The sequence below is a fragment of the Streptomyces tricolor genome, from assembly GCF_002155905.1.
GTDB classification, from domain to species: domain Bacteria; phylum Actinomycetota; class Actinomycetes; order Streptomycetales; family Streptomycetaceae; genus Streptomyces; species Streptomyces tricolor.
Genome location: NZ_MUMF01000485.1, coordinates 1 through 7,680, shown reverse-complemented (window position 1 = coordinate 7,680; position 7,680 = coordinate 1). Strand labels below are relative to the sequence as shown.

At 73.0% G+C, this 7,680-nt stretch carries 10 protein-coding genes and 1 pseudogene; 6 read left to right on the top strand and 5 right to left on the bottom strand.

Translation table 11 applies throughout. The features are described 5' to 3' along the window. From CCN44_RS30685 to CCN44_RS30675, 3 genes are all read left to right on the top strand, one after another. Positions 1-340 (top strand): nuclear transport factor 2 family protein (locus tag CCN44_RS30685; RefSeq protein ID WP_208639872.1); only part of this gene is annotated, 340 nt, incomplete at its 5' end. Next, positions 337-1,233, top strand: a complete 897-nt coding sequence (locus CCN44_RS30680; RefSeq protein WP_086701248.1) for an alpha/beta hydrolase — start codon at positions 337-339, stop codon at positions 1,231-1,233. The genes CCN44_RS30685 and CCN44_RS30680, both read left to right, overlap by 4 nt. Beyond that, entirely contained in the window at positions 1,230-2,084 is an 855-nt protein-coding gene (locus CCN44_RS30675) for an NAD(P)H-binding protein (protein WP_086701245.1), read from the top strand. Before CCN44_RS30680 ends, CCN44_RS30675 begins: the two co-directional genes overlap by 4 nt. A 13-nt stretch (positions 2,085-2,097) precedes the next feature. Here the strand turns inward: CCN44_RS30675 and CCN44_RS30670 are convergent, their stop codons facing one another. After that, a complete protein-coding gene (locus CCN44_RS30670; RefSeq protein ID WP_086701242.1) occupies positions 2,098-2,529 on the bottom strand; it encodes an isomerase in 432 nt (143 codons plus the stop codon). A 178-nt stretch (positions 2,530-2,707) separates the two neighbouring features. Between CCN44_RS30670 and CCN44_RS30665 the strand changes: the two genes are divergently transcribed. Beyond that, positions 2,708-3,580, top strand: a complete 873-nt coding sequence (locus tag CCN44_RS30665) for a helix-turn-helix transcriptional regulator (protein WP_086701239.1) — start codon at positions 2,708-2,710, stop codon at positions 3,578-3,580. Positions 3,581-3,638: 58 nt separating this feature from the next. On the opposite strand, the gene CCN44_RS48055 is transcribed toward CCN44_RS30665, so the two are convergent. Both CCN44_RS48055 and CCN44_RS30655 read right to left on the bottom strand, forming a co-directional pair. Next, positions 3,639-3,974: a Rossmann-fold NAD(P)-binding domain-containing protein gene (locus CCN44_RS48055; protein WP_237481704.1), complete on the bottom strand. Its 336-nt coding sequence runs from the start codon at positions 3,972-3,974 to the stop codon at positions 3,639-3,641. Between the two features lie 505 nt (positions 3,975-4,479). Beyond that, positions 4,480-5,484 (bottom strand): helix-turn-helix domain-containing protein, encoded by a 1,005-nt coding sequence (locus CCN44_RS30655; protein ID WP_086701237.1) that lies wholly within the window; start codon positions 5,482-5,484, stop codon positions 4,480-4,482. Between the two features lie 160 nt (positions 5,485-5,644). Between CCN44_RS30655 and CCN44_RS30650 the strand changes: the two genes are divergently transcribed. Together CCN44_RS30650 and CCN44_RS30645 are read left to right on the top strand one after the other, a co-directional pair. Then, a complete protein-coding gene (locus CCN44_RS30650) occupies positions 5,645-5,950 on the top strand; it encodes a hypothetical protein (protein ID WP_086701234.1) in 306 nt (101 codons plus the stop codon). A 51-nt stretch (positions 5,951-6,001) separates the two neighbouring features. Continuing rightward, positions 6,002-6,283, top strand: a complete 282-nt coding sequence (locus CCN44_RS30645) for a hypothetical protein (RefSeq protein WP_223283738.1) — start codon at positions 6,002-6,004, stop codon at positions 6,281-6,283. 243 nt (positions 6,284-6,526) lie between these two features. Here CCN44_RS30645 and CCN44_RS46635 read toward each other — a convergent pair. Beyond that, positions 6,527-6,714 (bottom strand): annotated as a pseudogene (locus tag CCN44_RS46635) (IS5/IS1182 family transposase); the annotation flags it as partial. A gap of 28 nt (positions 6,715-6,742) precedes the next feature. Continuing rightward, positions 6,743-7,680, bottom strand: a 938-nt coding sequence (locus CCN44_RS30640) for an IucA/IucC family C-terminal-domain containing protein (RefSeq protein WP_276329135.1), incomplete at its 5' end; no start/stop codon positions are given.

The window sequence follows — 7,680 nt, the reverse complement described above, 5'->3', positions numbered from 1 at the left end:
CTCCCCCGCCGGCTCGCACCGCCCGCTCCACCCCGCCGCCCGGCGCTATCTCGACGCCGTGGCGGACCGGGACGCCGCCGGCGTCGCCGCCGCGTTCGCGCCGGACGGCCTGGTCGTCGACGTCGGCCGCGAGATCCGCGGCCGTGACGCGATCCGGCGCTGGGCCGCCGCCGAGGTCATCGGCGGCGCCTACACCCTGCTCGACCACACGCCTCACCCGGGCGGGACCACACGCCTCGTCCGCTTCCGCCCCGGCGGCACGGGCGACGGCTTCCGCGCCCGCTACCGCCTGGACCTCACCGACGGACTGATCACCCGAGCCACGTTGGAGTACGCATGACTCAGCCCCTCAAGGTCGCCTTCGAGAGCGACGGCGTCACCCTGACCGGAAACCTGTTCTTGCCCGACGCCGCCGACGCGGCCGGCCCGCTGCCCGGGATCGTGGTCGCCGGCACCTGGACGAGCGTGAAGGAGCAGATGGCCGACCGGTACGCCGAGCGGCTCGCCGCACACGGATACGCCGCGCTGTCCTTCGACTTCACCGGCTTCGGCGAATCCGAGGGCGAACCACGCGACGTGGAGCACCCGGCCCGCAAGGTCCGCGACATCCACCACGCGGTCACCTTCCTGGCCGGCCATCCGGCGGTCGACGGCGAACGCCTCGGCGCCCTCGGCATCTGCGCGGCCGCGATGTACATGTCCGACAACACCGCGAGCGACCCCCGGGTCCGCTCGCTCGCCCTGGTGGCCCCGTGGCTGCACGACGCCGAGATCTGCGAGGCCGCCTACGGCGGCGCGGAGGCAGTCGCCGAGCGCGTCAAGGCCGGCCTGGAAGCCCACGCCCATTACGAGGAGACCGGCGAGGTCACGTACGTGCCGGTGGTCTCCGCGACTGATGAGCGCGCCGCCATGCCGTACGACATCGACTTCTACCTCAACCCCGAGCGCGGCGCCATCCCCTCCTGGCCCAACCGTTTCGCCGTCATGTCCTGGGCGGACTGGCTGATGTACGACGCGGTCGCGCTGGCACCGCGGATCGACCGGCCCACCGTGCTCGTGCACAGCGAGAACGCCGCGATCCCGGACGGCGCCCGCCGCTTCCACGCGGGGCTCGCCGGTCCGAAGGACATCCTGTGGACGGAGGGCACCCAGTTCGACTTCTACGACTCCGAGCCGCAGGTCACGGTCGCGGTCGACACGGTGGCCGCGCACTTCGCCCGGACGCTGGCATGATCCTAGTCACCGGTGCCACCGGGAACGTCGGCGGAGAGGTCGTCGAGGCCCTGGCTCGCGCAGGGGAGCCAGTGCGCGCACTGGTCCGGCGGCCCGTGGAGCCGTCGGCCTGGCAGGCGGACAAGGTCGAGCAGGCCGTCGGCGACCTGAACGATCCCAGCTCCCTCGCCCCGGCCCTCGACGACGTCCGCGGGGTCTTCCTGCTGCCCGGATACCGGGACATGCCCGGGCTGCTCGACCGGATGCGCCGGGCCGGGGTGGAGCGCGTCGTGCTGCTCTCCAGCCTCGCGACGGTCGCCACCGACACCCGCAACGTCCTGTCCGAGTACATGATCGGCTCGGAGACGGCGGTCCGGGAGTCCGGGCTCGCCTGGACCTTCCTGCGCCCGAACGCCTTCATGTCGAACGCCCTGCGGTGGCTGCCGCAGCTACGGGCGGGCGACGTCGTGCGGGACTCGTTCGGCGCGGTGCCGGTCGCGTCGGTCGACCCGTACGACATCGCCGCCGTCGCCGTCCGGGCCCTGCTCGACCCGGGCCACGACAAACGCGTCCACGCGCTGAGCGGGCCCGAACCGCTGCTGCCGGCCCAGCGCCTGGCGATCCTGGGCGAGGCCCTCGGCCGGAACCTGCGCTTCCACGCCCTGTCGGACGAGGAGGGCCGGACGGAGATGGCGGCCGCGGGCGTGCCGGAGCCATACATCCGGGCGTTCTTCCGCTTCTACGGCGACGGCACCCTCGACGAGTCCCAGGTCTACCCGACCGTCGAGGAGGTGACCGGCAGACCGCCCCGCTCCTTCCGCGAGTGGGCCGCCGCCCACCGCGCTGCGTTCGCGCGGCCCGAGGCGGAATGAGCGCGGGGCACGCTCAGGCGGCGGCGTGCGGCTCGTGCGCCGCCGTCTCCGGGTCGAAGCCCTCGGGGGCCCGGTCCAGGAAGACAGTGACGGAGCGGATCCGGCCGTCCTCGCCGAGATCGAGGATGTCCGTGCCTTCCGCGAAGGAATCGCCGTCGCCGGTGACGATCTCCCAGGCGAGCCGGGCGCGGGCGTGGTGGGTCTGGGGACGTCCGCGCAGGCGGAACGCGGCGCGGTCCATGTGGCCGACGAACCGCTCGCGGAAGTCCGTGAGGGCCTCGGTGCCGTCGAGGAGTCCGATGGGCGCGCGGTACGCGACGCCGTCGGCGAAGGCCGTCTCGGCGGCCCGGTCGCGCTCTTCGGCGGTGTCGGCGTTCCAGAACAGCAGATATGCGTCGACGAGCTGGGCGAAGGGGAGGTTCTGCACGGTGCTGGTCCCGGTCATGTCCGGTGTCCTCCTTGGAATCGGTGGGCCGGCCGTCGCGGCGGGGCGCCGTCGGGCGGCTGTGAGCCGTCGGGTCGCGGTGGGCCGTCGGAGCACGACGGTGCCGGGAACCGGCGCCGGGTGTCGATGACCTACGAGGTCATGGCCGTCGCCCAGGAGGAGGAGCAAGGTGGGAACCATGACGACGACCGCCACCATCACCGCCCGCACCACCACCGCCGCCGCGTCGTTGGCCGCGACCGTCAACGCCACTGCCACCGTCACGGCGGAACCGGTCGGTGTGCTGTTGCGGCGCTGGCGCGAGCGCCGCCGGCGCTCACAGCTCGACGTGTCGCTCGCCGCGGAGCTGTCCACCCGCCACCTGAGCTGCATTGAGACGGGGCGGGCCAATCCGAGCCGGGAGATGATCCGGCGGCTCTGCGACGAGCTGGAGGTGCCGCTGCGCGACCGCAACGCGCTCTATCTCGCCGCGGGGTACGCGCCCGTACACACTGAGCGGGCCCTCGCCGACCTGGGCGCGGCACACGAAGCCGTACGGGCCGTGCTCGCCGGGCACGAGCCGCATCCGGCGCTCGCGGTGAACGTGCGCTGGGAGCTGATGGCCGCGAACCGTGCGGCACGCCTGTTCCTCGGCGACGCGGCCGGGGGCGCGGACCGGTCGTTCAACGTCCTCAAGGCGACGCTGCACCCGGACGGGCTCGCGGGACGGATTCGGAACCTCGCGCAGTGGCGGGCCCATGTGCTGCGGCGGGTCCGCCGTCAGCTGGTTCGGACGGCGGCCGAGGGCCTCGCGGAACTCCTCGCCGAGCTGGAGAGCTACCCGGCCCCGACGGAGGACCCCTCCGGGCCGCCCGTCCACGGTCCGGCGGACGACCTGGTGGTGCCACTGCGGCTGGCGAGCCCGTACGGCGAGCTGGCGCTCCTGTACACGACGACGGTGTTCGGTTCGCCGCGTGACGTGACGCTCGACGAGATCGCCATCGAGACGTTCTTTCCCGCCGATTCCCATACGGCGGAGCTGATGCGGGCGGCGACGGACGCCGCGGGCTGACGGGCGGACGCGGCGGAGCCCCTGGCCTTGCGCGGGGCTCCAGTAGGTGCTCGCGCGGTCAATCACCGAGGCCGTCGCGGTCGTCGAAGTCCGTGCCGCGGCTGACCGGCTCCCACGCGAGGGCCTGCTCCAGGGAAAGATCGGCGTGCTGGGTAATCGCGTCGAACGCGTCGTTGCCGAGGGCCGGCCGGAGCGGGGTGTACTCGCTGTCCAACGCCTTCAGGATGGCGGCGGCGGCCTTCGCCCGGTCGCCGGACTGCTTGCCGTCGCTCTCGGGCAGGCCCTTGCGGACAGCGCCGACGGCTTCGGCGTACTCCGGCATCTGTGCGGTCTGCCGCAGCGCGTCGCCACCGGCGAACGAGGTGCGGAAGGAGCCGGGTTCGGCGATGAGCACCTAGATGCCGACGGGGGCGACCTCGACGGCGAGCGCCTCGCTCAGCCCTTCGAGGGGGAACTGGGTGGCCGGGCAGGCGCCGACCCCGGCGAAGGAGAGCCGACCGCCCATGCTGCTCATCTACACCGAAGCGCGCCACCACGTCGGCGGCGACCGTCGCGTCCATGGCGTCGGCTTCCGTGACGTCCAGGGCCACCGGGACCAGCCGGCCGGGGTACGAGGCGGCGAGGTCGTGCAACCGCCGGCCTGCGGGCGGCCGCGACGACGGTGTCGCCCGCGTCCAGTGCCGCCTGGGCGATGCACCGTCCGAAGCCGGACGTGGTGCCCGTGACGAGCCACACCTTCCCGGGCGTGGGCGCGCCCGGAACCGGATCGTGCGTGCTCATGTCCCCCTCCTGTGCTTTCGGGCGTACACCCTTCGGGTGACGCACCGCGAGAATGCCCGCTCTCCGCCCGCCCGTGTTGTGCTGGCGTCCGCACATCTTGAGATCCGTCGCCGTCTTCCTCACCTCCGGCCGGAGAGAGCCTGGTGGCGGTAGTCGCGGGGGGAGATTCCGTATGCGGCGCGGAAGGCGCGGGTGAACTGGGAGGCGCGCGGCATGCCCCACCGGGCGGCGAGTACATGGATGGGCCGGGTGCGCAGGGAGGGGTCGGCGAGGTCGGCGCGGATGCGCTCGAGGCGCTGGGAGCGGATCCAGGCGGCGACCGTGTCGCCCGGGGACTGCTCGCCGAAGACACGGTGCAGATGGCTGAGGGAGATGTGGTGCGCGGCGGCGACCGTGCCGGGGGTCAGCTGCACGTCGCGCAGGTGCTGCTGGATGAAGGCGCGCACCTGCCGGGCCAGGACCTCGTGCCGGGTCTCGGCGGGTAGGACGTCCTCGGTATCCAGGGCGTGGGCGAAGGAGGCGGAGACCAGGCCCAGGGTGACCTCGCCCAGCCGCGGCGCGTCGGCCGGCCGGAGCGCAACGGCCTGCCGGTCGAGCCCGAGGAGGAATTCCGCGAGGAGTGCCCCGGGGCCGTTCCGTACGGACAGACCGCGGCCCAGCAGCCCTTCCACCTGGCGCGCGGGAAGCGGCAGCAGGGCGCGGGGCAGGTCGACGCCCACGCCGGCGACGGTGCCCGGCCGGCCGTCGGCCGGGAGGCGCGTGGCGTGTGCCAGGGCCTCGCACGCCTGCCAGCTGGAGTCCACGAGGAGCCCGCGGGGGCCGATCGTGGCGCTCGTGCCGCGCTCCTGAACCTGCGTCAGCCCGCCCTCGGTCAGCAGGGACAGGTGGTAGTACTCGGCGTCGCCGCGGCGGATCCGGCGGGCGTTTCGCCGGAAGTGGGCGGGCGAGAACGAGGTGCGCCACACGGTGATGAGCCCAAGCTCCAGCACGCGCATCTCCGCCCGGAAGTCGGCGGCATGGGGACTGGTGGTGTCGTTCGCCCGGGTGCGGTCGATGAGTTCGCGCCAGCGGTCGAACCGCTCGTCGGCCGGAACGTCGTCGGTGCGGAACTCCATGCCGATCACTGCTGCGTTCTCCGTCCTCCCCCGGGAGGGGCTGCTCTGGTCGTTGCGGCGAGGAGTGCAGACTCCTCGGCCCCGTGGGACGTCGAGATCACATGCGCCCTCAGCATCACCTGCCCGCCGCCAGGCTACGGCGCGGACGCTGGGTGCCCACCGACAGTTGGTGAACCCCTTCACCGACCCGGCCGCCGCTGACGACGAACTGCGCCTCGCCGAACAGCTACTGACCGGGCTCGACCTGCGCATCATGACGTTCACCACCCGCATCACCGCCCTCGCCCGCAACGCCGGCCGCGTGAGCGGCGACTTCGCCTACTCCATGGACATCGCTCACTTCATGGCCGGCCGCCCACTCCCGCAGCCCTCCCCCGCCCGCCGGCTCGACACCGCCAACGCCGTAAGCGACCGCTGGCACACCCTCGTCACCGTGCGCCGGTACCACCTGACCACCGGCTCGCTGTGTGGCTGACCAGCACCCACAGGGCGTTGGGCACGCACACGATTGATTATGATCTTGGTCATGTCTGTGCAGAACTCTGCCAAAGCCCTTTCCCGTAAACAGCGGCTTCAGGAGAAGCAGCGCCGCCAGTTGGCGGTGGTTGACACCGTGGACAAGGCCGAGGCCAAGGTCCGCAAGGCAGAGGTTGAACTGGCTGTGGCCGTCACCGAGGCTGTGCAGGTGTTCGGTGACGAGCAGTCCGCGTCCGAGGGGCTCGATATGCCGGTCGAAGTGATCCGGCGCTTCCTTGGCATGGCGCAGGACGAATCGGCCAGTGCCGGCGACGTCGCCGGCGCATTCTGAGTTCGGTGTCGGTGGGAACCGCGGTGCGAGATCGGTGTCGGCGGCCGGATTCGCCAGACCGGCCCGCGCGGCGTCGGTGCCGCCATCCGCGACCACCGGGCCCGGATCGCCCGGGCCGAGCAGTATGGCGCCCGCGCGTCGACGTGCTTATCGAGGTCGCCCAGGCAGTGCGGACGGACTCCTCGACATGGAGGACGTCGGTTCCTCCGTGGACCTAGAGCAGACCAGGCCGTTTCCTCCGGATCATCTGGCCGACCGGATGAAGATGGCGGCGACGTGGAGCCCGGCGGGGTGGACGGTGGCGGTCTTGTCGTAGCGGGTGGCCGGACCGCGCCACCGCTTGAGCTTGTTGATGCACCGCTCAACGGTGTTGCCCGCTTGTACGCCTCGCGGTCGAAGGCCGGCGGGCGGCGGCCGGACCGGCCTCGCTTCTCGGGCGCGCCGCCCCCGTGCGTGCGGTCAGTCCGCCAGCGGGTTCGGCAGGGGCAGGTAGCGGGCGTCCGCGCCGTCCGCTCCGGTCCAGCGCAGCAGCAGGTTGGTCTTGCCGGGCAGGGTGGGCGCGGTGAGCAGGGCGGGGATCTCGGGCAGGTCGTGGCGCGCGAGTTCGCGGCGGGCGGCGGGCCACGGGTCGAGGCCGGGGTGGTGGTCGGCGAGGGCGCCGGCGATCTCCACGAGGTGGTTGACGACCAGGCAGTACACCAGCCGCTCCCAGCCGGCGGCCCGGGTCGTGTCCGGCAGCAGCTTGGTGCCCTCGGCGTCCCGGAACAGGGCCTGCACGGGTGTGCCGGCCGCGTCCACGGCGACGAGGGTGTTCTGAAGATGGGCCTCCAGCACCACCCCGTGGTCGGCGAACGCGGTCAGGGCGGGCGGCACGACCTGGCGCAGATACGCCTCCCACCAGCCGGCCGGGTCGGGGGCGGCGGCCAGCGGGCTGCCCTCGAAGCCCTCGGCGAGCCCCGCCGCGAGCAGCGGGGTGGCGCCCGGCAGCAGATGGCCGCGCAGTCCGTCGCGGACCAGGACGGCCAGTTCCTCGAAGGCGAAAGCGGCGGTGCGGTAGCCGCGGTCGCTCAGCCAGGCCGCGGACGGGCCCAGAGCCGCGAAGGCGCGTCCTGCGGCGGTGTCGGTACGGCGGAGCCTGCCGAGGTCGTGGCGCCAGAGCCGGCGGATGTCGTTGGTGATGCGGACGTCCAGGCTGAACTTCAGGAACAGGTCGCGGACGGGCTCGTACACCGTGCGGACGGCGGCCGTGGGCCAGGTGTCGAACGCGGTGGTGCCGAGCCGCAGCAGCCGGCCGTCGGCGAAGGCGGGCGCGAGGTCGCGGGCGACGAGATCGAGCTGCCAGGGGTGGGCGGGCAGCAGCCGGTAGCCGGGCGGGGCGGTGCCGAGGGCGTCCAGGG

Excerpts from the sequence above, each read along its gene's own strand:
- CCN44_RS30645 (WP_223283738.1), top strand. The coding sequence starts at position 6,002 with ATGTCTGTGCAGAACTCTGCCAAAGCCCTTTCCCGTAAACAGCGGCTT.
- CCN44_RS30670 (WP_086701242.1), bottom strand. The coding sequence starts at position 2,529 with ATGACCGGGACCAGCACCGTGCAGAACCTCCCCTTCGCCCAGCTCGTC.
- CCN44_RS30675 (WP_086701245.1), top strand. The coding sequence starts at position 1,230 with ATGATCCTAGTCACCGGTGCCACCGGGAACGTCGGCGGAGAGGTCGTC.
- CCN44_RS30680 (WP_086701248.1), top strand. The coding sequence starts at position 337 with ATGACTCAGCCCCTCAAGGTCGCCTTCGAGAGCGACGGCGTCACCCTG.
- CCN44_RS30665 (WP_086701239.1), top strand. The coding sequence starts at position 2,708 with ATGACGACGACCGCCACCATCACCGCCCGCACCACCACCGCCGCCGCG.